General features: G+C 61.1%; 12 protein-coding genes. 6 read left to right on the top strand and 6 right to left on the bottom strand.

Annotation, left to right across the window (positions count from 1 at the left end; translation table 11 throughout):
• The first annotated feature begins 12 nt into the window (after positions 1-12).
• Complete coding sequence (locus tag DNK50_RS18415) at positions 13-1,716, top strand: AMP-binding protein (protein ID WP_112195641.1); 1,704 nt, start codon at positions 13-15, stop codon at positions 1,714-1,716.
• A 111-nt stretch (positions 1,717-1,827) separates the two neighbouring features.
• Here DNK50_RS18415 and DNK50_RS18410 read toward each other — a convergent pair whose 3' ends face one another.
• The gene (locus tag DNK50_RS18410) at positions 1,828-2,943 is read right to left on the bottom strand and encodes a Gfo/Idh/MocA family protein (RefSeq protein ID WP_099583235.1); all 1,116 of its coding nucleotides are present in this window, start codon (positions 2,941-2,943) and stop codon (positions 1,828-1,830) included.
• Positions 2,944-3,250: 307 nt separating this feature from the next.
• On the opposite strand from DNK50_RS18410, the gene DNK50_RS18405 reads away from it, so the two are divergent.
• Together DNK50_RS18405 and DNK50_RS18400 are read left to right on the top strand one after the other, a co-directional pair.
• Positions 3,251-4,291 (top strand): YCF48-related protein, encoded by a 1,041-nt coding sequence (locus DNK50_RS18405; RefSeq protein ID WP_112195639.1) that lies wholly within the window; start codon positions 3,251-3,253, stop codon positions 4,289-4,291.
• Positions 4,292-4,306: 15 nt separating this feature from the next.
• On the top strand, positions 4,307-6,682 hold the full coding sequence (locus tag DNK50_RS18400; RefSeq protein ID WP_112195637.1) for an RND family transporter: 2,376 nt from the start codon (positions 4,307-4,309) through the stop codon (positions 6,680-6,682).
• Positions 6,683-6,734: 52 nt separating this feature from the next.
• On the opposite strand, the gene DNK50_RS18395 is transcribed toward DNK50_RS18400, so the two are convergent.
• Positions 6,735-11,648: a hypothetical protein gene (locus DNK50_RS18395; protein WP_112195635.1), complete on the bottom strand. Its 4,914-nt coding sequence runs from the start codon at positions 11,646-11,648 to the stop codon at positions 6,735-6,737.
• Between the two features lie 190 nt (positions 11,649-11,838).
• On the bottom strand, positions 11,839-16,512 hold the full coding sequence (locus tag DNK50_RS18390) for a hypothetical protein (RefSeq protein ID WP_112195633.1): 4,674 nt from the start codon (positions 16,510-16,512) through the stop codon (positions 11,839-11,841).
• Positions 16,513-16,690: 178 nt separating this feature from the next.
• Between DNK50_RS18390 and DNK50_RS18385 the strand changes: the two genes are divergently transcribed.
• From DNK50_RS18385 to DNK50_RS18375, 3 genes are all read left to right on the top strand, one after another.
• Positions 16,691-16,981: a DUF5629 family protein gene (locus tag DNK50_RS18385; RefSeq protein WP_112196963.1), complete on the top strand. Its 291-nt coding sequence runs from the start codon at positions 16,691-16,693 to the stop codon at positions 16,979-16,981.
• Positions 16,968-18,143 carry a lactonase family protein gene (locus DNK50_RS18380; protein ID WP_112195631.1) on the top strand — a complete coding sequence of 392 codons (1,176 nt, stop codon included), beginning with the start codon at positions 16,968-16,970 and terminating at the stop codon, positions 18,141-18,143. Before DNK50_RS18385 ends, DNK50_RS18380 begins: the two co-directional genes overlap by 14 nt.
• A gap of 156 nt (positions 18,144-18,299) precedes the next feature.
• Complete coding sequence (locus DNK50_RS18375) at positions 18,300-18,479, top strand: hypothetical protein (RefSeq protein ID WP_099583244.1); 180 nt, start codon at positions 18,300-18,302, stop codon at positions 18,477-18,479.
• Positions 18,480-18,498: 19 nt separating this feature from the next.
• Here the strand turns inward: DNK50_RS18375 and DNK50_RS18370 are convergent, their stop codons facing one another.
• Genes DNK50_RS18370 through DNK50_RS18360 form a run of 3 tightly spaced genes read right to left on the bottom strand, consistent with a single transcriptional unit; the run spans position 18,499 to position 23,965 of the window.
• A complete protein-coding gene (locus tag DNK50_RS18370) occupies positions 18,499-19,092 on the bottom strand; it encodes a glutathione S-transferase (protein ID WP_112195629.1) in 594 nt (197 codons plus the stop codon).
• Positions 19,089-22,727, bottom strand: coding sequence for an AAA family ATPase (locus DNK50_RS18365; RefSeq protein WP_112195627.1), 3,639 nt, complete (start codon positions 22,725-22,727; stop codon positions 19,089-19,091). Before DNK50_RS18365 ends, DNK50_RS18370 begins: the two co-directional genes overlap by 4 nt.
• Positions 22,724-23,965: an exonuclease SbcCD subunit D C-terminal domain-containing protein gene (locus DNK50_RS18360; RefSeq protein ID WP_112195625.1), complete on the bottom strand. Its 1,242-nt coding sequence runs from the start codon at positions 23,963-23,965 to the stop codon at positions 22,724-22,726. Before DNK50_RS18360 ends, DNK50_RS18365 begins: the two co-directional genes overlap by 4 nt.
• Between the last annotated feature and the right edge of the window lie 50 nt (positions 23,966-24,015).

Here is a 24,015-nt window from a genome sequence, read left to right as displayed (position 1 = left end):
AAGGAGACTGCCATGAACGCTATCAGCCAGGAACACACCGAACGGGTGTGGTTGAACGCCTACCTGCCCGGCGTCCCGGCAGACATCGATGCCGCCATTGAGGATTACCCGTCGCTGCGGGAAGTCTTCCTGGAGCACCTGGAAAAATTCCGTGAGCGTGTAGCCTACGTCAGCATCGGTACCGAAATGACCTACGCCGACTGGAAGGTCCAAGGCGTTGCATTCGCCGCTTGGCTCCAGGGCCAGGGCGTGCAGCCGGGCGACCGTGTGGCGCTGATGATGCCCAATTGCTTGCAGTATCCGATCTGCCTGCTGGGCACCCTCCTGGCCGGTGCGGTGGTGGTCAACGTCAACCCGCTGTACACCGCCCATGAGCTCAAGCACCTGCTCAAGGACAGCGGCGCAGAGACCGTGGTGATCTTCGAGAATTTCGCCCACACCCTGGAGAAAGTGGTGGCCGGCAGCAGCGTCAAGCGCGTAGTGATCGCGGCTATCGGCGATCTGCTCGGCACCTTCAAGGGCGCGGCGATGAACTTCATCCTGCGCCGTGTGCAAAAGCAGGTGCCGGCGTTCACGTTGCCGCGTGCGGTGCGCTTCAATCAAGTGTTGAAACAGGGGCGGGCGCTCAACCACTTCCCGGTGAGCATGGTCCTGGATGACCTGGCCTTCCTGCAATACACCGGCGGCACCACGGGCGACGCCAAGGGCGTGATGCTCAGCCACCGCAATATCATCGCCAACCTGTTGCAGGCCAAGGCGTGGGTCGGTGATCAACTGGACCAGGACAAGCAGGAAACCAACGTCACGTTGCTGCCGCTGTACCACATCTTTTCCCTGACGGTGAATTGCCTGATGTTCATGTGCCTGGGCGGGCGCAACATCCTTATCGCCAACCCGCGGGACGTGAAGCGGGTGCAGATGATCCTGCGCAAGGAACGCTTCAACGGCATTGCCGGGGTCAACACCCTGTTTAACGGTTTGTTGGAAAACAAGGAATTCTGCGCGCGGGATTTTTCTGACCTGCGCATGGTGATCGCTGGCGGCATGGCCACCCATACCGCAGTGGCCAAGCGCTGGAAGGAAGTCACCGGGCTGCCGATCATCGAGGGGTATGGCCTGACCGAATGTTCGCCGGTGGTGAGCATCAGCCCCATCGATATTGCCCGCATGCGCGAAATGGAATTCACCGGCAGCATCGGCGTGCCGTTGCCGTCGACCTGGGTGCGTTTCGTGCGTGAAGACGGCGAGCTGGCCGACATCGGCGAACAGGGCGAACTGCAGGTGCGCGGCCCGCAGGTGATGCAGGGCTACTGGAAACGCCCGGAGGCGACTGCTGAAGTGCTGGATGCGCAGGGCTGGTTGTCCACCGGCGACATCGGCGTGATGGACCCGCGTGGGTATATCCGCCTGGTGGACCGCAAGAAGGACATGATCCTGGTCTCGGGTTTCAACGTTTACCCCAATGAAATTGAAGACGTGGTCGCGATGCACCCTGGCGTGGGCGAAGTCGCGGCGATTGGGGTGGAGGATGGCGTGACGGGCGAGAAGGTGAAGATCATCGTGGTGCGCAAAGATCCGCAGCTGACTCAGGAGCAGATCCTCGCCCACTGCCGGGAGTACCTGACGGGGTACAAGGTGCCCAAGTATGTGGAGTTCCGCACCACTGAATTACCCAAGACCACGGTGGGCAAAGTGCTTCGAAGGGCCCTGCGCTGAGTTGAGGATTTAGGTGATCCAAGTGTGGGAGCTGGCCTGCCTGCGATAGCGGTGTATCAGTCACATCGCCATCGCAGGCAAGCCAGCTCCCACAGGGTTCGGTGGTGTGGTTTAGAGTGCGTTCACTGTTACCCAGCGTTCTTCGAGGGCCGCCACACGAATTGCCGTCGCCAGCCGCTCAACCTCCCATGCCGCTTCAAAGTCAGTGCCATCCGCACCCTCGCCAGCCACAGCCATGATCAACTCCTGCACTTCGAGGGTCTTCAACTCGTTGTACCCCAACTGGTGTCCCGCCGCCGGGCTGAACGCTGCATAACCGGGCAGGGCCGGGCCGGCCAGCAGACGCTGGAAGCCGTCCTGGCCGACGCGGCACAGGCGCAGTTCATTCAAACGTTCCTGGTCGAACGCCAAGGTGCCTTGGGTCCCGCTGATCTCGAAACTCAAGTGGTTCTTGTAGCCATGCTTGAGCCAACTGCTGCTCACCGTCCCGCGCGCGCCATTGGCGAAACGCAGCAGGGCGTGTACCTGGTCATCCACGGCGATAGGTTTGAGTGCGTTGCTGCCTTTGACCGCCGGGCGTTGGGCGTGGACGGTCTGGGTGTCGGCGCACACGCTGAGCACATCGCCGACCAGGTAGCGCGCCATCGACAGCAAGTGGCTGCCCAAGTCGGCGAGGGCGCCGCCGGCATGTTCCACTTCGCAGCGCCAGGACCATGGCGATGCTGGATCAGCCATGAAGTCTTCGCTGAACTCGCCCTGGAAACTGATGAGTTCACCCAACTCGCCGCTGGCAATCAGTTGCCGCGCCAGGGTGATCATCGGGTTGTGCTGGTAGTTGTAGCCCACCCGCGTGACCACCCCGGCGGCACTCGCGGCGCGGCGCATGGCGTCGGCCTGTTCCAGGCTGACCGCCAGGGGTTTTTCGCAGTACACCGCTTTGCCGGCAGCCATCGCGGCCATCGCCATGGGGTAGTGCAAATGGTTGGGCGTGGTGATGGCGACGACATCGACCTTGGGGTCGTTGATCAGCGCTTGCCAGTCGCCATGGGCCTGAGCAAATCCCCAGGCGGTGGCACAGCGCTGGGCGCGTTCGGTGTCGGCATCGGCCAGGGCGGCCAGCTTCAGGGTGACTGGCAGTTCGAATACCGCCCGGGCATTGTTGAACGCCAAGGCGTGGGCGCGGCCCATGAAGCCTGTGCCGATCAAGCCGATTCCGAGTTCACGCATCGTCGTGGTCCTTTGGATTATTGTTTTCAGGAAGCGCATTAATGGAATAAAAATTCCCATAATTCAATAGATGGAATAAAAATTCATTATTGCTGCGCCAATCACCCCGGCGAATGCAGCTATATTCACCACGTGGCCAAAAGCCGCCAGTTAACAAAAGATAACGTAGCGCCGATTGTCAGACGATTCCAAAGCCCGATAGGATGGCCCCTGCTTCCTTCAGGCGCTCTAGATTGCAGGTTTCAGAGCCCGGGAAGGCAAGACCTAACAATAATAAATGGGAGAAAGGTCTATGAGTGAGCCTGTCATGGGTTGGGTTGTTTGCCGCCCACGCGCCGCACGCAGGGTTGCGTTGCTGGCCACAGCGCTCTCGTTGCTGGCCGGTGTCGCGTTGACGACACCGGTGCTGGCAGCCGGCGATACCCCCGCAGCGCCTGCGTTTGCGATTGAGTCCCCCAAGGCCGCCAAAGGCCTGATGATCGACGTCGTCCATGCCGGCAAGCGCCTGGTGGCGGTCGGTGATCGCGGGCACATCCTCTATTCCGATGACCAGGGCAGCACCTGGACGCAAGGCAAGGTCCCCACCCGGCAATTGCTCACGGCGGTGTTTTTCGTTGACGACGAACAAGGCTGGGCAGTCGGCCATGATGCGCAAATCCTCGCCAGTTCCGACGGTGGCGCCACCTGGACCCAGCAATACCAGGACCTCAAGCGCGAAGCGCCGCTGCTCGACGTGTGGTTCAACGACGCCAGCCACGGCCTGGCCGTTGGCGCCTACGGTGCGCTGATCGAAACCACTGACGGCGGCAAGACCTGGAGCGACGTCAGCGTCCGCCTCGACAACGAAGACCAATACCACCTCAACGCCATCGCCCACATCAAGGACGCCGGCCTGTTTATCGTCGGCGAGCAGGGCAGCATGTTCCGCTCCAGCGACGACGGCCAGACCTGGGAAAAACTCGAAGGCCCCTACGAGGGCTCGCTGTTTGGCGTGATCAGCACCGCCCAACCGAAAACCCTCTTGGCGTACGGCCTGCGCGGCAACCTCTACCGCTCCACCGACTTCGGCAGTACCTGGGAGCAGGTCGAGTTGAACGCCACCCGTGGCGCCCTGGAGTTCGGTTTGTCGGGCGCGACCTTGCTGGAGGACGGTTCAATCGTGGTGGTCGGCAACGGCGGCAGCGTGGTGGTCAGCCACGACGATGGCCAGACCTTCAGCGTGTTCAACCGCCCGGACCGCATTTCGTTGTCGGCCGTCACGGCGGCAGGCAATGGCAACTTGATTCTGGCCGGGCAGGGTGGCGTTCGTGTATCGACGCCGACTGGCGCTGAGCTCGTAAAACAATAAAAAGGCGGGGACAGAATGAGCAGTCATCACAACGATAAAGCGACCTTTCTTGAGCGCCTGATCTTCAACAACCGCCCGGCAGTGATCGTGATCTGCCTGCTGGTAAGTGTTTTCCTGTTCTGGCAGGCGACGTTGATTCGCCCGTCCACCAGCTTTGAAAAGATGATCCCCCTCAAGCATCCCTTCATCGAAAAGATGATGGAACACCGCAACGACCTGGCCAACCTGGGCAACACGGTGCGCATCTCGGTGGAGGCCAAGGACGGTGACATCTTCACGAAGGAGTACATGGAGACCCTGAGGCAGATCAACGACGAGGTGTTCTACATCTCCGGCGTCGACCGCTCGGGCCTCAAGTCGCTGTGGAGCCCCAGCGTACGCTGGACCGAAGTCACCGAAGAAGGCTTTGCCGGCGGCGAAGTGATCCCGCAGAGCTACAACGGCTCGGCGCAAAGCCTCGATCAACTGCGCAACAACGTGCTCAAATCCGGCCAGGTCGGCCGCCTGGTGGCCAACGACTTCAAGTCGAGCATCGTCGACATCCCGCTGCTGGAGTCCTACCCGGACCCGCAGGACCAGGGCAAGTTGCTGGCCCTGGATTACCGCAAGTTCTCCCATGAACTCGAAGACAAGATCCGCGACAAGTTCGAAGCGCAGAACCCTAACGTCAAGATCCACATCGTCGGCTTTGCCAAGAAGGTCGGCGACCTGATCGACGGGCTGGTGATGGTGGTGCTGTTCTTCGGCGTTGCGTTCGTCATCACCCTGGTTCTATTGCTGTGGTTCACCAACTGCCTGCGCAGCACCATTGCGGTGTTGAGCACCACGCTGGTGGCGGTGGTCTGGCAACTCGGCCTGATGCACTTCTTCGGCTTCGGGCTGGACCCGTATTCGATGCTGGTGCCGTTCCTGATCTTTGCCATCGGGATTTCCCATGGCGTGCAGAAGATCAACGGTATCGCCCTGCAATCCAGCGAGGCAGACAACGCGCTGACCGCCGCGCGGCGGACTTTCCGGCAACTGTTCCTGCCGGGGATGATCGCGATTCTCGCTGACGCCGTGGGCTTTATCACGTTGCTGATCATCGACATCGGCGTGATCCGCGAACTGGCCATCGGCGCATCCATCGGCGTGGCGGTGATCGTGTTCACCAACCTGATCCTGCTGCCGGTGGCGATTTCCTATGTCGGCATCAGCAAGCGCGCCATCGCCAAGAGCAAAAAGGACGCAAACCGCGAACATCCGTTCTGGCGCCTGCTGTCCAAATTCGCCAGCGCCAAAGTCGCGCCGGTCTCGGTGTTGCTGGCGTTGGTAGCCTTTGGCGGCGGCCTCTGGTACAGCCAGAACCTGAAGATCGGCGACCTGGACCAAGGCGCACCGGAACTGCGCCCGGACTCGCGCTACAACAAGGACAACAATTTCATCATCAGCAACTACTCCACCAGTTCTGACGTGCTGGTGGTGATGGTCAAGACCAAGGCCGAAGGCTGCTCGCGCTATGAGGCCATGGCGCCTATCGACCAGTTGATGTGGAAGATGCAGAACACCGAGGGCGTGCAGTCGGCGATCTCGCTGGTGACCGTGTCCAAACAGATGATCAAGGGCATGAACGAGGGCAACCTGAAATGGGAAACCCTGTCGCGCAACCCCGATGTGCTGAACAACTCCATCGCCCGTGCCGATGGCCTGTACAACAACAATTGCTCGCTGGCGCCGGTGCTGGTGTTCCTCAACGACCACAAGGCCGAAACCCTCGACCGCGCCGTGCATGCGGTGCAGGACTTCGCCAAGGACAACAACAAGGATGGCCTGGAATTCATCCTCGCCGCCGGTAACGCCGGGATCGAAGCAGCCACCAACGAGGTGATCAAAGAGTCGGAACTGACCATCCTGATCCTGGTGTACCTGTGCGTGGCGACCATGTGCATGATCACCTTCCGCTCGTGGGCGGCGACCCTGTGCATCGTGCTGCCGCTGGTGCTGACTTCGGTGCTGGGCAACGCGCTGATGGCGTTCATGGGCATCGGCGTCAAGGTCGCGACCTTGCCGGTGGTGGCCCTGGGCGTGGGGATCGGCGTGGACTACGGCATCTACATCTACAGCCGCCTGGAAAGCTTCCTGCGTGCCGGTTTGCCGTTGCAGGAAGCCTATTACCAGACACTCAAGTCCACCGGTAAAGCCGTGCTGTTCACGGGCCTGTGCCTGGCGATCGGCGTGTGCACCTGGATCTTCTCGGCCATCAAGTTCCAGGCCGACATGGGCTTGATGCTGACCTTCATGCTCTTGTGGAACATGTTCGGTGCACTGTGGCTGCTGCCGGCACTGGCGCGTTTTCTGATCAAGCCCGAGAAACTGGCGGGGCAGAAAGGCAATTCGTTGTTTGCGCACTGATTCCGTCAGCTGCGCACAGACGCCCGATGTCAGCATCATCGGGCGTTGATGATCAGGTGGCTGAGGGCGCGATGGCTAAAAACAGTTGATCCTGAGGCGGCATGATCAACACATACAGGATTTTCTCGATAGGTTCGGCCCCAGGCGACTGTTGGCTGCGTAACCGTGCCTGAACATGCTCTTTGAGCAGGTCCTTTTGCGTGTATTTACGCTGGCTGGCGAGTTTCAGATGGGCCCGGGTGTAGCGGGCTGGCGGTGCATCGGCGGTGGCGTAGTGAAAGTGCGCGTACCAGAGCACCGTCGGCGGCCTTTGTGCTTTGTCATACACGGCGTATTCGGTGAAGAAATCGCCGCCCAGGGTGGGCCGCTGCGGATCTGCCCGGCTGGTGAGGTTGATATCGATTTGTTTTTGCCGCCATAGGTATTCGAGGCTTTCCAGGCTTGGCCACTGGCGTTTATAGGCCTCACTGCACACCCGCTGCGCCATGCGCTCCATATCCCTGGCGTGTGCCCGATAGGTGTCGATCAGGTCCTGCGCTGAAGGTTGGTTGCGGTGAGCGTGTGCGACTTCATCGGCGAGGTCGGTGAGTTTTTTCGCCTGCCCGGTGAGTAACTCGTCCCAGTCCGCGGGGTTGATGTCTTGCCGGGTGATGGCAGATTCCAGCTTCTGTTGTTGTGCGGTGATTACCCGTTCGATCTCTGTGCGTTGCCGGATCAGTTTCTCGCCCTGACTCTTGAGCGTTGCCAGGGGGCGCATACTTGCGGCGGGGGCTGGTGTGGCCAAGGGTTCCTGGACGGTTTCTACCCAGCTGTCAGCATCATAGGGCTCGAACGAGGCCACGGTTCCACCGGTAAAGGTGTTGGTGATGATGAGACGTTCCTGAGGGTGTTGGCTGTCAGCAGGCTTCAGGTCACCGACCAGGTAGTTTCTTTTGCGGGTTTTGAAGATGCGTTTTGTCGGCGCTTTCGGCCTGCGCAAGCTTGACGACAACGCTTCGACCTCCAGTGCCTCCTGGCTGCGCGCCACGCTCTCCAGCTCGTTTTCGGCCAGCCTCCTGGCCTGCCTGAGCCCATTCATGAGGCGTTCGGCGACAGGGTGGAGGCGTTCCGGATTGATAAACGTGAGGGCCTCAATGGCGCGCTCGTAGCTGCGGTATGTACCGAGGAGCGTGTCGTATAGCATACGTTGTTGATCGAGAGGGTAGCCGGTGCTGCTGCGTAGTTCTGTGTGCGAAAGCAAGGCTTGGCTCAGGTTCGAATCGGCAAGATGTTTGATGTACAGGGCCTCCAGTGGCAGCGGCTCAACTGCTGATAATTTGACCACTGCCCACGACAGCGGGCCCAGCGCGTGGAGCTCCAGGTTCTCTGAAAAAAAGTTTTGGAGTGAGCCAATTTCTGAAAGCAACTCTTCACGTATCGCACGCCCTGCCACAGAGTCCTGTTCCAATAACTCAAGGGTGGTTTCCATTTCGCGGGAGCGAGCGGCCATACGCTGGATGACGTCTGCCAGTTCAATCGCTCGGGTCACGTATTCGTTGTACGTCCAAGGACGCCCGCTCTGCATCTCAGGCAACATCCGTTGACTCATTTGGCTCATGGGCTCGCCACGATCGGTGAATAGAAAGGTTTCTGCCCATTTTTGCAGATGGATATGCAGGCGCAGTTGCTCCTCCCACAGTGTTTTCAGGGTCGCTGCGCGGTCCTGCACGTGGCCACGAGCGCCTGAGTACTTTTCCAGATCCTGTCCCGCCTTGAACAGTTCAATACGCTTGGGTAGTAACAGTGCGTACTGTTGTTCCACCTTTTCCAGAGCAATTTCATAGCGCGTGCGTACCTTTGAATAGCTTGATATCTCTTGCTCGTGTCGAGCTTCAAGGGCCGGTTTTTGCGTGTCGGTGGCTTTATCCAGAAGGTTCCACACCAGTTGCAACGTGCTGATGTGTTGAAGCAGGGTTTTGCGCTCGCTTTTCATCCCATCGAGCAATGCCCTGTACGCGGGCATCGAGTGGGTGAGCTCCACACTGAGCTCTTGAATGCGGCCCAGCAGTTGCTCCCTTTGGAGCCGATTGGCTTCACGTAAAGCCGCCACGCGCTTGGGGCCACCGCCGGTCAGTTTCAGCCCGCGGTCTAGGCTCCAGTGACCGGAACCATCGGTTCGCAGCTTTATCCCAGGGTGGTCGGGTTTATCGGGGTCAATAATGAACACCTCGTTAAAGCCCGGGACGATGCTGACGCGAAACAGCAGGCCACCCACCGACGCATGCCAGCGTTTGTCGAACTTGAACAGCCCGCGTAGAGGGCCGAGCGCGATGGGTTCCGGGGCCGGTTCAGGCCAGGGAATATTGAACCCCAACAGTTTTTTCAGCAGGCGCGCCGAAGCACTGTCGCCGGCCAGTGAGCGGTCAATGTCCAACAGCGTGCGGCCACCACCGGGGGGCTCGGAGGGCAAGCCGACGATGCCCCGCTTAACCACGGCAGAGGCCGGGGGCGCTTGAGTGGATGGGCGGCTCAATGGCCATTGTTCAAGGGCCGGTGGAGCCGGCTCAGCGACGGCGGCGGGCTTTTTTGCCGCCTGGATGGGCAAGCCGAAGTGGATCAACACCATGCTGGTATTGAGCAGCAGGTCGACCCAGGCAAGTTCCCTGGCAGTCGGGTCGTCGCTCTCCAGTGCCGGCACGTCTTGCTTGAGGCTTTGTGCCAGTTGCATGAACCAGCCCAAGGCCGCCAGCGGTCCGCGTACCAGCATCAACAGCGTATTGAAGCCCAGTTGCATGCCTTCGAGGATTAACGCCCAACGGCTTTCAGCGTTGGAGGTTGAATCGCGGTCGGCCTGGTCCAGCAACTGACGCGCTTCGCACTCAAACAGGTACTCCATCAGTTGGTTGCCATTGAGCGCTTGCAGAATCCGATCGTTGCTTTCATCTCCAGGCAGGGCAAGGGTGGCGGGAGGTGGAACCCTCGGCAAGGGATCGAACTCTGAACCGATCCCGCTGACACGCACGTAATGGGGCTCCTTGAACCCACCGTTGCTGTAGATAGACCGGGCGTCATCTTTCAACCAGGCCAGTACGCTGTCCTGGACCGCGCCAGGTTCGATGATGGCCGCCAGCAGGCTCTCCCGGTCGACGAATTCCAGCAGCGACTCGCGGTACGCGGGGCGATACAGCAGACGCGGTCCCGGCTGCCCGTTGCGGGGCTCGATGATGAACATGTTCTGTACCGTATCCGCCCTGGCGCCGGGCTTGCGCTGAAACGCCAGCACGCGCATCACGATTTCATCGGCACCCGCCCAACGCTCCGAACTGTGGGTGCCAAGCACTGCGTTGACATAGCGCAAACCGCCCGGCGTCAGCCCGGCTTCACCCTTTATCTTGTGCTCCAGGGCCAGGGTTTTCAGGTCGATGGGGCGTTGCTGGCAGAACAGGCGCTTGCGTTGTTGCGCCTTTGCTTCATCACTGAGCAGGCCCTGTTGGATGTAAGCCGGGTAATTGCGGCCGACATCAACACGCTGCACCAGTTGGAGCAGGTATTGCGGGGTCAGCCAGGGTTCGATTGGCAGCCCTGCCGCGTGCTGCACTGTCATGCGCCCGGCGGGTGTACCGCTGAGGTTCTTCAGGGCCAGGTCGACCAGGCTCATCGGGACGTTCTCGATATAGCCACTTTGCAGCGTGCCCACGGGCACATGGAAGGTCAGGTGCAGGGTGTCGGCCGTGTAAGGCGAGTGGGCAATGTCTGTGCAGGTGCGCTCGCCATGCAGGGCGGTATTTCGATCCAGGCACAGTTGATGGTTCAGGTGCCGGGTGGCGTAGGTGCGGATATCGTCCAGCCCGTCGAGGTAGCCTTTGCCGTGTGTCAGGCGTCTGAGGTTGGCTTGTTCGAGCAGGCGTTGATGAAAGGCAAAGCGGTCGGCAGGCGAGGCGGCGCGTAGCCAGTCAGGAAGGGCGGCCTGGATCGGCAGGAGTGTTTGGCCGGGCATACTCGGCGCATGGCTGAACAGCTCGGCCGGATCAGTCAGGGCGTCAAACTGCGTCTCCAGCCTATGGACGGTGCTGTCGGCGGGCAGGTGTATGCGAGCCAGCGCGTCCAGTTGTTGATTCAAGATCAGGGCGGCTTGCACCTCGAAAATATCGCCGTCGGGTTCGTACTGCCGCCAGGTGATCGTATCGGCGATCCATTGCGCTTGCATGTGCTTGCCCCAGGCTTCACCGAAAGCATCCAGGCTGGCATAGGACAGGATCTGGCCTGACAAGGCACACCAGAACACGCGGCTGCCACTGACCACCAGGATATCGCTGGCCTGCAGCGTCAGCGTGGTATTCCCGCGCACCAGCTGGGTTTCCAGGGTGTACGCGTGAATAGCGTTATCGGGCCACAGCCGTTCGGACCTGGCTTCTCGGCTGGGACAGTCGGCCAGGGTGCTGAGTATTTGCAGTTGCTGGGCATCATCACCGGACTGGCGCACGGCCGAGGTGCTCAGCCGGCCTCGCAGCACACTTGCCAACCATTGCCAGCGGCTGCCGCCAGCATCGCTGTTCTGCTCCCAGTAGGTGGCCAGCGCCTCTTGCGCGCCGACAAACAGAATCAGGGGCAGCTCGCGTATCGCGTCTTCAAAGACATGCCGGTCATAGCTGCGCTCGCCATTGGCTTGGAAGGTGAGCCGGGTACCGGTTTTGTCGCTCAGGTAAGCGTCCAGTCCGTAGCGAAACGACAGATCGGGAAAACTGCCGTCGGCAAGATGTTGGAGCGCCACGTCCAGTAGCGGACGCAAACCTCGGCCGCCACCTTCGCGGGGTAGCGCCAGGCAAAGACCTGAGAGGGGAATGGATAACAGCGGCGGATATTTCTCTTCCAGGGTGCTGGCCAGCATTTGAGCGACGACTGAGCGCAGTGAGGGCCGCGTGGAAAATTGCGCGGCTACGACTTTTTTCAGCAGGTTTTCGGCCGGACTTGGCGGGATGACAGGCATGGACATCTTCCTTTACGTGGATAAGTGAATGCCTTCGTAAAGTAAGATCAACAGTTCGCCCGATGTGGTAGCCCGATATGATCGGAAGGCTTTACGGCAACGCGCGCGAGGCTGATCAACCCCGCGCGCGTAGTAACGACCAGACACGCCAGTGCTTATGCGCGCGTGCTGTTAGTGGGATGTTCTGGCCTCAGGGTTCGAGCGACAAAAACCAGCGCTCGGCCAACGCCTTGCCGATCAGCCCACGGTGTACATCCACCACCGTCTGCGGGCTCTGAGCCTGGGCCAGTAACGAGTAGTAGCTCTGCGTTCGTTGCGCAGCGGTTTTCAAGTGGGCGGCGGTGTAGCCGGCCTTGGGTGTATTGGCGGCCGGGTAATGAAAGTGCGCGAACCACAGCGGTTTGCCTTGCTGGTCATTCACCGCGTATTCCTGGATGAAGTCCCGACGCTCGCCTTTTAACTGAAACCGTACATTCCACCTGGACACGCTGACCTGTTTTTCGCCGATCAGGTATTCAAGGTTGCCGTGAGTCGGCGGCAGTTCCAGGCTCAATTGGATGCGCAGGGCCTTGCCGCGAGCGCTCAGGCGTCGTCCAGCTTCACGCAGGTCGGCCACCAGCGTCTGGTCCGCGACGGTGCGGGCGCTTTCGGCCTGGGCCTGAATCAGCCGGTCCAGCTCCGTGGCCAGCTTGTCGTAGCGGACCGCTTCGTACTGCAGGATCTCCTCGACCTCTTGCGGATGCTTGCAGATTTTCGTGTAGTCGTCGCCCCGACGCAGGTGCTCTTCAACCATCGCCAGCAGCCTGCGCGCATTGCCTTTGACCAGGCCGAACTCGCGCGGGGCAGCGGGCGGCTGGGCAGGCGTTGCTTCGACGAACTCGACCCAGTCGTCACCGTCCTGCGAGTACATTCCCAGCAGTTGGTCGTTGGCTTCGTCTCGCACCTCGACGATTTCCACGTTACCAACGGGTTTTACCTCGCCGATAAGCGTGGCCTTTTTTCGGGTCCGAATGACCTTTTTTGCGGGTCTTCCCGTGACTGCGGCAGGGCGCCGGGGTGGCCGTCGGCTGGTTTGCGCAGGAGGTTTGACTTCGCTGGCCAAGCGTCGCGTGACGTCCTGGTAGAGCTCATCGAGCAAGGTGAACAGTTTGCTGTTGTAGGTCGGGTCCAGCACGCCGGCGTCAACGATGCCCAAACCCTGCAACGAATCCAGGGCGCGACCATAGTGCTCCACCAGGCTCTCCAGCACACTCAGGCGATCACTGGCCGACAGTTCCAGCCTGTTGAGTTCACTGTGGGTGCGCAAATGCTGTTGCAGCGGCTCGACAATGGTGTCAAACGCAATGAACAGCGGATGCTGGACGTCTTTGACGACCAGCAGTTTCAGGCAGCGGATTTGCAGATCCTTGATGGCCAGGGCGCTGTTCTCGTTCGGTCGGTCCGGAGTCAAGCGTTTGAACGCGTCGGCACCGGAGGAGCCGAGATTGAATAACTGCTCCAGATGACGATCCTCGGACTCAAGCCCGCGCATACTGCGTTCATTGATGTCCAGCATTTGATGGAGGAACTGCCGATAAACCATCGGTTCGCTGAGCACCGCCCGGTACAGGGCGGCGCTATCACGGGTGAACGAAGGATGGGCGCGGTAGAGTGCTTGCCTGTCTGTTTCTGCGACCACCACATGTTTGCGGGCGTTATTGATGGTGTTCTCCAAAAGCGCCAGGGTGCTCTTGAGCGGCAGTGGAATGTTCAGTTCGTTGCGTTCCTGGGCGCTGTTGAGGATCTTCAGGTAATCGCGGGTCTGGGTTTTGAGGGCATCGTCGAAGTGCTTGCGTGCGTTGGCCCGCTGCACCTCGCTGAATCGGGCATTCTGTTCGGCGTTTTCCATCGCGGCCTGGGCCGCGTCCACTGTGCGTTGCCGTTCCTGTTGGTTTGCCAGCATCTGCTCATACTCCCCTTGCAACTCACTGATACGCAGTGCCTTGCGCTGGCGTTCGGCGGCAATCCGTTTTGGCGGCATGCCCCCGTGTAGCCGCAACCGGGTATCGACGGACCAGACACCCTGTGCGTTGGTACGCAGGTAGGGGCCGCGCCGCTTGCTGTCGGCATGGTCGACGATCACCACGCTGCCATCGTCGTCCAGAACGACCCGGAACAGGTCCCCCTCAACCTGGGCGTGCCAGTGGTTTTCGATCAGGTACAAGCCTCTGCGTGGGCCGTTCAACACGGGCTGGGGCAAGGTGGGTGGCGTGGCGACTTTAAATGCCGCAAGGCGCATACGCTGGCTTGGTGTGAGGCGCTGGCTTGCCTGGGCGAAACTGAAATCCAGGGCCGTACGGTTGTCGCGCGGCAGTTTTCCGGCCAGGGCCACAGTGCCTTGGCGGCGCTGCGGGGAAGGCAGGGGCGGCCAGCGCGAGGCATCACGGCGAGGTATGGGTGCGTGCAAAGCCCGTTGCCGGATGGCCGGGGCCAACGGTGGTGGTCGTGTCTGCACCGATGGGAAGTCCAGCAACGCCATCGCGACGTTGAGCAACAAGTCGATGGCGCCCTGTTCCCCGTCGAGGGGGGACTGGCTGTTGAGGGCCTGGATATCCCGGGTAACGCTGGCGAACAGGGTCAGTAACCATCCGGTAAGCATCGCCGGGCCACGCAGTACCGGCAACAGCAGGCTGCCGAACAGCAAGCTTGCGCCTTCCATCAACACTTGCCAGCGGCTTTCGTTGTTGGACACCGACGCGCGTTCGGCCTGATCCACCAGGGCCCGGGCGTGGTCGCTGAACAGGTAGCGCATCAATTGCCCGGTCACCAGGCATTGGTGCAGTTCATCGTTGAGGCCATTGCCGGCGAGGGTCGCCGGCGGCGGCGTGTGCAGTGGCGCGAATTCGTCGCCTTGGCCAAAGCGCACGTAATGGGGTTGGCGAAAGCCGCCCTGGTCGTAGATCGGCCGCACGTTGTCGGGCAGCCAGGTCAGCACGCTGGTTTGTAACGCTCCGGGCTCGGCGATGGCCTCGAACAGCGCAGCACGGTTGGCGAACTCGCGCAGCGGTTCGGCATACAGCGGTCGATACAGGAGGTGCGGGCCACTCTCAAGATTCTGGTACTCAATGAGGTACATGGCGCTGACCGTATCCGCTGGGGCGCCTGGGGCACGCGAGAATGCCAGGTGACGAATCGCCACGGGATGGTTGTTGACGTGCTGGTCCGCACTCTCGGGCTGCATCAACGCGTCGACCATGTTGACGCCTTGGGGCGTCACGCCGGCCGCGCCCTGGAGGCTCAGCTCCAAGGCCAGCAACGGCAACTGCACTCGCTGTTGATCGGTAAACAGGACTTCGCGTCGCTGTGCGTCAGGTGTGTCGCTCAGCAGGGCTTGTTTAAGCTGCAGGGGGTAGTGTTTGCCGATGTCGACTTGTTCGATCAAGCCATCAGTGCCCGTGAGGTACTCCGCCGTCAACCAGTCCGGCAGTGGGGTGCCGTGGCGATGGGCAATCGACAGTTGGCCGCTGGGACGGGCGGACAGGTTATTGATGGCCAGTTCGGTGAGGCTCATGTTCACGTGTTCGACGATACCGGCGCCGCCGGGGTAACCGGCGGCCACCACGAACGTCAACATCACATCATCGGGGTTCAATGCGGTCTGGGGCGCGGGGGCTGCGGCCCTGGCGGCCTCGCGCTGCAACGCTTGCTGCAGGGCGCGCACCGTGTAGGTGTGGATGTCGTCAATGTCACTGAGGAAGGTGCGTCCTTGCGCCCGCTGCTTTGCGCTGGCCAGGGCCAGGCTGTATTGCCGGTAACGGGAACGATCGGCGGGGAGCGCATCGCGCAACGCGTCGGGCATGAGCGCCCGCACGGTCCTGAGGTGCGGCAGGCGGTCTGGCGGGGCATCGATAAAGTATCGCCCTGGGTCGGTGAATTCGCGGTACAACGCTTGCAGTGTCGCCGGGCTTTGATCCAGTGGCAGGTTCAGGTCGGCAAGATTTTCCAGTTGCTGGTTGAGGATGATCGCTGCCTGGTGGTCGAAGATCGAGCCTTCGGGTTCGTAGCGGTTGCAGGTGATTGTCTGGGCTTGATACTGCGCGCTGATGCGCTGTTCCCAGGCGGTGGTGAAGTCATCCAGGGAGGTAAAATGTTCAACCCGGCCACTGGGTGTACACAGCAGCACCGGCGCTTGGCCGTTGATGACGCGGGTCAGCAGCAGGTGCTCGGAAAGCAGGCGAGCACTGCGGCCCTTGTTATCAAGTGTGGTCTCGATACCGTAGGCCATCACGGCATGCTCACCGTAGCGTGCCATGCGCTGGGCGCGGTCTGGGGTGGTGGTGAGCTGGTCGAGGGTTTGGCGGGCTGTCTCATCCAGCGTCGGCTGGCCGAGAGCGGCGGCCTGCAAGGTGCTCCTGAGCATATCGCTGAGCCAGCGCCAGCGGCTGACACCGTTGTCCGCGTCCTCATTCCAGAAACGGATCAACACGTCCTGCAGGGCAATCGGCAGGGTGGCGGGCAATTCCCGGATCACGTCTTCGATGACCTTCATGTCCAGCTTTTCTGTAGTGGTACCCGGCAGCTCCAGGGGCTTGGGCGGAGCGTCGGACAGGTAATAGGCGGTGTCATTGACGTCACTGAAGTCCAGTGGGCCATTGCTGCCCAGGTACTGGTAGACGACGTCTATCAAGGGTTGGAGTTTCCAGCCACCGGAGGGCTGTGGAACGGCCAGTCGGGTAAGGGACAGGTCGATCGCCAATGAGGGGTAGCGTTCATTGATGGCACCCACGAGCAGAGGGCGGATGATTGTTTCCAGGGTCGCGAGGCCAGCAAATTGCTGGCTCACCACCTGGGCCGTCAGGTCTTCAGGGAGGGCAGGAGAGGGCATGGGCGTAAAAGTCCTTTTCTAGGGCGCGCCGCCTGGATCAGGCGAGGTCATTTCAGCCAAGCATGGTGTCTGTGGGCGGGCTGCAGGCGGTAGCCGGCTATGGCCGGGCAACGCGAAGGAAGAAAGGCGTGAAGGATTGGCCTATCATCAGTGTCTTTCTTGCTGATGAATGACCCTGATGACTGCTAAGACCTTGCTGGCTGAACTTGCCACCAGCGCCATGCTTGAAATCGATGGCCTGCATGCCTTTGAGTTTCACCTCGATGCCCAGAAATTGCTGATCACCGCCATGGACGGCCGTGCGGAAAAACGCTGGGAGTTCAGCACGGCTCAGGTGCAGGCGGCTACTTTCGACACCACCTTGCAAAGCTGGCTCCTTACCGGTGATTCGGGCGAGCACCGCCTGATCTGCATGAGCGGCTTCACCGGCAACAATAACGACGAGGATGAAGCCGATGATGATGCGTAAATTCTGGCCCCTGTTGATGGCCGGCAGTGTCGGTGCGATGTCGGTGCAAGCCGCCCCGGCCGACACCTATGAACTGTTGGTCGGCAGCTACACCGCCGGCAGCAGTGAGGGTATCTACCGCCTGCAATTCGACAGCCGTACCGGCCAGCTCCAGGGCCCTCCGGTGCTGGCGGCCAAGGCAGCCAACCCGTCATGGCTGACGGTCTCCAAAGACCAGAAGCACCTGTTTGTGGTCAACGAAAACGGCCCTGGCCAGACGGACGCGGTAGGTCGGGTCAGCAGCTACAGCATTGATCCGAAGAGTCATCAGCTCACCCTGATCAACCAGGTGCAGAGCCTGGGTAACGAGCCGACGCACTCCAGCGTCGCCGGGGACGGACGTTACCTGTTTGTCGCCAACTATTCGGTGCTGGAAGATCCGGGCGGCAGCCTGGCGATCCTGCCGGTGGACGCCACCGGCAAACTGTCGGCGCCGGTGCAGTTGAGCGGGCATCCGGCCAGTCGCGTGAACCCCGAGCGCCAGGCGTCCAACCATGTGCACTCGGTGGTGTCGTCGCCAGATGGCAAGTATGTGTTCGTGCAGGACCTGGGGGCGGACAAACTGTTTGCCTACCGCTACGATCCCAAGGCCAATCACGAATTGCCACTGACCCCGGCCAATCCGGCCTCGGTGCAATTGCCGCCCGGCAGCGGTCCGCGTCACTTGCTGTTCAGCGCCGATGGCAAACACGCCTGGCTGACCACCGAGATGAGCGCGCAGGTCGCGGTGTTCGATTATCACGACGGCAAGCTCACGCAGACACAATTGGTGGAGTTCGCTGCCGGGCAACCGGTCTCCGACAAGGCGGGCGCCGCGCTGCACGCCTCCGGTGATGGCAAATTCCTGTATGTGAGCAACCGTGGCACCGCCAACCAGATGCTGGTGTTCAGCATCGACCCGGCGACCGCGCACCTCAAGGAAGTCCAGCGCCGCTCCGTGGAAGGTGACCACCCGCGTGAGTTCAGCCTGGACCCGAGCGGCAAGTTCCTGCTGATCGCCAACCAGAAGAGCAATGAAATCGTGGTGGTCGAACGTGACCCCAAGACCGGTCTGCTGGGTAAAACCGTGCAGAAATTACCGATTGATGCCCCTAGCGACCTCAAGTTCCTGGTGCGTCAATAAGCCACAGGCCCCGCACTGCGGGGCCTGAGCCTTTCTATTAATTGTATTGATAGCGGCTAGTGTTTCAAAGCATTTCTAAGGTTCAACCCTCGGGCGTAAGTTGGGTTCCAAGGCCTTCACCGGCCACCCAACCAAACGCACACAAGGGTTACCGACATGAACTTCAATCTCTTCTCGATCATCGCCGCCTCCGCTGTTTCCGCCACCGTGGCCTTGCCCGCGTCCGCCAGCGTGGACGTCAGCGGCAAACAATCGAGCACCAGCGCCTACACCCAGAAATACCTGCAACAAAGCGCCAACTTCTATGCGGCCCTGGATCACAAGACTCAGCACTGAACGCTAGGGTGTGCAGGGCTTAAGGTTTTGCCATCACCGTGAGAAACAGCGGCGAGTCCAGAAAACGTTGTAGCCAAACCGCTAGCCGCTGATACGGTGCCCCTGCAAACCACTCCCGATCCACATGAGCAAACTGGCGCACAAACGGCGCCAGTGCCACATCGGCCAGGCTCAAATGGTCGGCCAGCAAGTAGTCGGTCCCCGCCAGCAAGTCCTCAAGCTTCTGCAAAAATACCGCGCCCTCGGCCCGATAATGCTCCATTGGCTGCTCGGGGTAGCGTTCGGCATATTTGTATCGATTCAAATGATGCTTGAACGCTGAATCGTTCTCGGCAATCAACTCCAACACCCTGGCATCGCCCTGCAGCAACCAATCGTCAGGGTCGTTCTGCGCCAGCGCCCATTGCATGATCGCCAGGCTCTCGTCGATGACCTGACCGTCCACACTCAACACCGGCACCGTGCCCTTGGGCGACAGCGCCAGCATCTCTGCCGGCTTGGCTTTCAGGCTCACCTCGACGATCTGTACCGGCACGCCCGAATACCGCAAGGCCAGGCGTGCGCGCATGGCGTAAGGGCAACGGCGAAACGAATACAGCAGCGCCTCACTCACTTGACCTCCAGGGTGCTCAGGCCATTGCCCTGGCGCTTGACCTGGATCTGCACGGGGATGCGCTCATGCATTTCCTGCACGTGGGAAATCACCGCGACTTTGCGGCCCTGGGCCTGCAAGCCGTCCAGGGCATCCATCGCCAATTGCAGGGACTCCGGGTCGAGGCTGCCGAAGCCTTCGTCGATAAACAGCGACTCGATCTTCAGCGTGCTGGACGCCATCGACGCCAGGCCCAAGGCCAGCGCCAGCGACACCAGGAACGTCTCGCCGCCGGACAAGGAATGCACCGAGCGCAGTTCGTCGCCCATTTCCGTGTCCATCACCAGTAACCCGAGCATGCTGCCACCGCGCTTGAGGCGGTAGCGGCGCACCAGTTGGCGCAGTTGCACGTTGGCGTGATGCACCAGCAGGTCAAGGTTGTAGGCCTGGGCGATCTTGCGGAACGTATCGCCGGTGGCCGAGCCGATCAACGCATTCAAGCGCGCCCAGCGTTGCCACTCTTCATAGGCCTGGGTGATGCGCTCGGCCAGGGCATGGTTGGCATCCTGGCGGCGTTGGTCCTCGGACTGACGCGCACGCAGTTCAGCCACCTGTTTTTCGCCTTCAGCCAATTGTTGATTGAGGCTGGCCAGGGCGCTGTCCAATTGCTCGGCATCCAGGTTGCCATTGTGCGAAGCCTGATGTTCGGCGAGGCGTTGCTCGCGCTCTTGCAGCAGGACCTTGGCTTGTTCGACGGCCTTTTCGCTGGCCTGCAGCTGTTGGCGCAGTGCGCTGACCTGGGCGTCGTCGAACGCCAGAAGCCGTGTCAGGCCAGTGTCATCCAACTCAGGGTGCAGGGCGCGCCACTGTGCGAGGCGTGTTTCGAGTTCCTGCCGTTCAGCGTCCAGGGTGTGCTGACGTTCCTGGCGGGATTTGAGATCAGCGGCCAGTTGGATCAGCTCGTTGTGGATGACCTGCAACTGTTGGTTGGCGTCGGTTTCGCTCTGGCGCGACTGCACCACGGCCTGCTCCAGTTGTTGCTGCCACTGTTCAGCGCTGGCGTGCTCGCCCAGCAGTGTACGGAGTGTGTCCTGGGCCACCTGTTGCCGGGCCGCCAGCTCGGTGAATTGCTGGTTCAGCGCATCGAGTTGCTGCTGGCGATGCTGCTGGTGGGTGTGTTCTTTCTCGATGGCCTGCTGGCGCTCCTGTTGCTCGGTCAGTTCATCGTGCTGATGACCCAGTTGCTCAAGGCGCTGGCTCACCTGCTGGTCGAGCAACATAAAGGTCGCGGCCGGTTCGTTGCGCAAGCCTTCGAGGGTGTCGGCCGGCAGCAGGCTGGCGAAGGCCTGGAGTTCTTCATCAAGACGCTCGCGGTCGTTGGACAGCTCGCGCTGCTGGTCCAGCATCAATTGGCGGGCCTGCTGGCTCGCCTCCTGGGCCAGTTGCAGTTGCTGCTGCAGGCGCCCGGCGTTCTGTTGCAGGTTGAGCAGGGCGCCCTGGCGTTGTTCGTCCTGGCTGATGCTTTGGGTCAGTTGGCTTAGTTGTTGATCCAGCCAGGCGCTGCGTTTGGCTGCGTCCTGATTGAACAGTGAAGCACTGTGCGAATGGGCTTCCAGGTTCGACGCCGAGGTTTTTTGGGCGGTGAGCAGATTTTCTTGCTGACTCAAAAACTCCTTGATCTGCGCATTGACCCCGCCTAGTTCACCCCGTAACTCGACCAGTGTTTGATTCAGCGAATCGACGGCCTTTTGCGCCGCTTGCTCTTCACTCTCATCATTGCGCCCAAGGCTTTGCAGCAGTGCTTCGGGTTGGTGATAGGGGTGTTCCTGACTCCCACACACTGGACAAGGCTGATCGTCCTGCAGTTTTGCGCGTAATTCTTCCACGCTTTCACTGCGTAGGGTGCGTTGGCGCTCCAGCAATTGTTTGGTGACCGTCAACGTATGTTCGGCAGTCGCCAACTCAGTTTTGGCTTGCTGCCCCGATTGGATCAGACTCTCGCGTTGCTGCGCAGCGTCCGCGAGTTTTTGCGTGAGCGCGCCAGCCTGCTGGTCCAGCTGCTGCTGGCTGTCCCACAAGCGCGTCAGGTCTTCGAAGGCGCGCTGTTGCTTGCGATTGTCTTGCAGCAGGCTGGCCAGCAGTTGCACCTGTTCGGCCACGGCGTGGGGTTCGGCGCCGGCTTCTTGATAGAGCAGGTCGAGGGCTTCGCGTTGCTGGGCAAACGTGTCGGCCGAGGTGGTGGCGCGTTCTTGCAGTTGAGGCAGTTCGGCCTGGCCTTTGTTCAGGCGGTTGCCGATCAGCATCAGCTGTTGCAGGCGGTCGCGGTAGGCGTTCCAGGCTTCGCTCAGGGGGGCGAGGCTGGCACTGCGCTCAAGCTCGGCAGACAAACGTTGCAGGCGCTCGGCAACCTGGGTGTGTTTGTCTTGCAGGCCCTTGAGCAGGGCGTGGCCCTCGGTGCAGGCGGTTTCCTGCTGCTGTTTTTCCTCCGTGCGCTTGGCCAGGTCACGGGTCAAGTGGGCGAGGGTGCTTTGCGCTTCGAAGGCCTGGCGCAATAGCGGCGCCGCGTCTGCTTGGTTGCTCAGCGCTTGAGCCAAGGCACTTTGTGCCGTCGCTTGTTGCAGCTGCGCGTGTTGCTGACGGGCGTGCAGGGCGTTTTGCTGCTCGATGTGCTGCTGAATCTGCGCTGCCAGCGGGGTCAGCAACGTGCCGAGTTCAGCCTGTCGTGCAAAGTGATGGCGTTGCGGCGCCAATTGTTCCAGCCGGCTCAGGTCCTGGCGTTGCGGGCCCTGGCTATCCCAGTCGCCTTGGGCGCGATGCAACTGTTCGGTGGCACTGAGTTGGCGTTCCTGCCATTCGCGCAGTTCCTTGAGCCAGGTGTGCTGCAATTCCAACTGCTTTAGCTGGGCCTGCTGAGACTTGAAGTGCTGCTGTGCGTCGGCCAGTTGCTGATCCAGCTCGGCGCGGGCCTCGGCGGCCAGGGGCACCACGCCAGTGGCCTGATCCTGCAGCTGCTTGTGCGTGTCCTTGGCGTCCTTGGCCTTGTCGAATGCGCGGCGACCCAGTTGGGTATAGAGCGCGGTATCGGTGAGCTTTTCCAGCAGTTCGCTGCGCTCGTTGTCGTTGGCCTTGAGGAAGGCGCTGAACTCACTCTGGGCCAGCAGCACGGCGCGGGTGAACTGCTCGAAGTTCAGGCCCAGGGCCAGTTCCAACTGGGTCTTGTATTCGGTCTTCTGGCTGGCCAGCAGTTGGTCGCTGTCCAGATCCATCAGGCTTTGCCGGCTGTTCTGCAGCTTGCCGCTGGCCTTGTCGCGGGCGCGATTGGCTTCCCAGCGCGCACGGTAGCGACGGCCACTGACGCCGACAAAATCCACCTCGGCATAGCCGCCGCCGGTGCCTCGACGGATCAGGGTGCGTGGGTCGCCGATGGAAATATCGGTGTCGGCATCGGGCATCTTGGCCTGGCCGGTATCGCCCAGGCGCGGCACGGCGCCAAACAGCGCCAGGCACAGTGCATCGAGCAACGTGCTTTTACCGGCGCCGGTCGGCCCGGTAATCGCGAACAACCCGGCGCTGGCCAGGGGCTCGGCGGTAAAGTCGATCTCGAACGGGCCCGCCAGGGAGGCGAGGTTTTTCAGGCGGATGGCGAGGATCTTCATGGCTGTTCCTCCTGCTGTTGCACTTCCTGGAGCAGCACGGCGAAGTCCTTCAAGGTCTGTTCATCCACTTCACTGCCGTAGCTGTCCTGCCAGGCGCGGCTGAACAGCTCTTGGGGCGTGAGTTGATCGAGTTCAATCAAGCGCTCTTCGTCAGTGGCATCGCTGCCGCGTTTGCCGGCGTACTCGGCGGCGATGCGCACCAGGCGCACGGCCTTGCCTTGCAGGGCGGTTTCGATTTGCTGGCGCAGGTCCGGTTGCGGTTCGTCGAGGCGTACACGCACTTCCAGCCAAGGGTGGCGCTGGGTTTCGGCGAGCAGATCGATGTCGGGCAGCTCTGCCAACTGCTTGAGGATATCCGCCAGGGGTGCGGCTTCGAGGCGTTGCAGGTCGACCGAGCGGGGAATCAGCAGCGGTTCGACACTCACCAGGCATTGGCCCTGGAAGGTCACATCGAGAATCTGGTGCTTGTAGCCGATCTCGGAAAACGACAGTGGAATCGGTGAGCCGCTGTAGCGAATGCGCTCTTCGCCGTTGACCTTTTGCGGCTTGTGCAAATGACCGAGGGCAACGTAGGCGACACTTTTGTCGAACAGTTTGGCGGGCAGTGCCTCGGCATTGCCGATGATCAGGCTGCGCTCGGAGTCTTCCGACACCGAACCACCGGCCATGTGCGCATGGCTAATGGCAATCAGCGCCTGGCCTTTTTTGCGTTTGGCGTTGGCGGCGGCGATCAGCCATTCATGTACCTGGCCGATTCCACGCAGGTAATCGTCACCCAGCTGGGCGCCGGTGACTTCCGCTGGCCGCAGGAAGGGCAGGGCCAGGCACCAGGCGGCGATCTTGCCTTTGGCATCCGGCAGCGGGATCAGCAGCCGCTCGGCATCCAAATGTCCGTCATCCAGCCACAGCACCCGGCCCAGGGCATGGGTGCGCAGGCGCCGCATCAACGGCGCGGGCAACTCGATGCGCGAGCCGGAATCGTGGTTGCCGGCGATCATCACGATGGTCAGGTTGGGGTTTTGTTCATGGGCGCTGATGATGAAGTCATACAGCCGCTCCTGGGCCTTGAGCGGCGGGTTGACCGTGTCGAAGATATCGCCGGCGATCAGCAGCACATCGGGGCGATGGGTATTGAGTTGGCCCAGCAGCCATTCAAGGAAACAGGCGTGTTCGAAGTCGCGTTCCTGGCCGTGCAGGTTTTGGCCAAGGTGCCAGTCGGAGGTGTGGAACAGACGCAAGGCGAACTCCGTGGGGAAGAGGGAAAGGAGGGGAGTTTACCTGTTATGTG

The sequence above is a fragment of the Pseudomonas sp. LG1E9 genome (assembly GCF_003290225.1).
GTDB classification, from domain to species: domain Bacteria; phylum Pseudomonadota; class Gammaproteobacteria; order Pseudomonadales; family Pseudomonadaceae; genus Aquipseudomonas; species Aquipseudomonas cyclaminis.
This window is presented reverse-complemented; position numbering and strand designations above follow the sequence as displayed.